Origin of the sequence: Paraburkholderia sp. SIMBA_054, assembly GCF_046534875.1 — a bacterium.
GTDB lineage: Bacteria > Pseudomonadota > Gammaproteobacteria > Burkholderiales > Burkholderiaceae > Paraburkholderia > Paraburkholderia hospita.
In genome coordinates this window covers 1-251 of sequence record NZ_JAWRXV010001286.1, presented here as the reverse complement: position 1 = coordinate 251, position 251 = coordinate 1, and the positions used below count along the sequence as shown (strand labels likewise).

General features: G+C 57.8%; 1 pseudogene. It reads left to right on the top strand.

The features are described from left to right. Nucleotides 1-29: 29 nt before the first annotated feature. Nucleotides 30-251 (top strand): annotated as a pseudogene (locus tag SB822_RS59245) (formamidopyrimidine-DNA glycosylase); the annotation flags it as partial.

Sequence of the window (251 nt, the reverse complement as noted above, 5' to 3'; positions counted from 1 at the left end):
CCGGGTCTGTTGCGCAGAATCCCGCAATCATGGAGCAATTGGCTGCCGATATCCGCACAGTTATCGCGGAAGCCATTGCCGCAGGCGGTTCAACCCTCAAGGACTATATTCAGGCAGATGGCGCGCTTGGCTATTTCCAACACTCCTTCTCCGTCTATGGGCGCGAGGGCGAGCCGTGCAAAAACCCTGCCTGCAACGGCATTGTGGAACGGGCGGTTCAGTCGGGACGTTCGACTTTTTTCTGTGCCTCC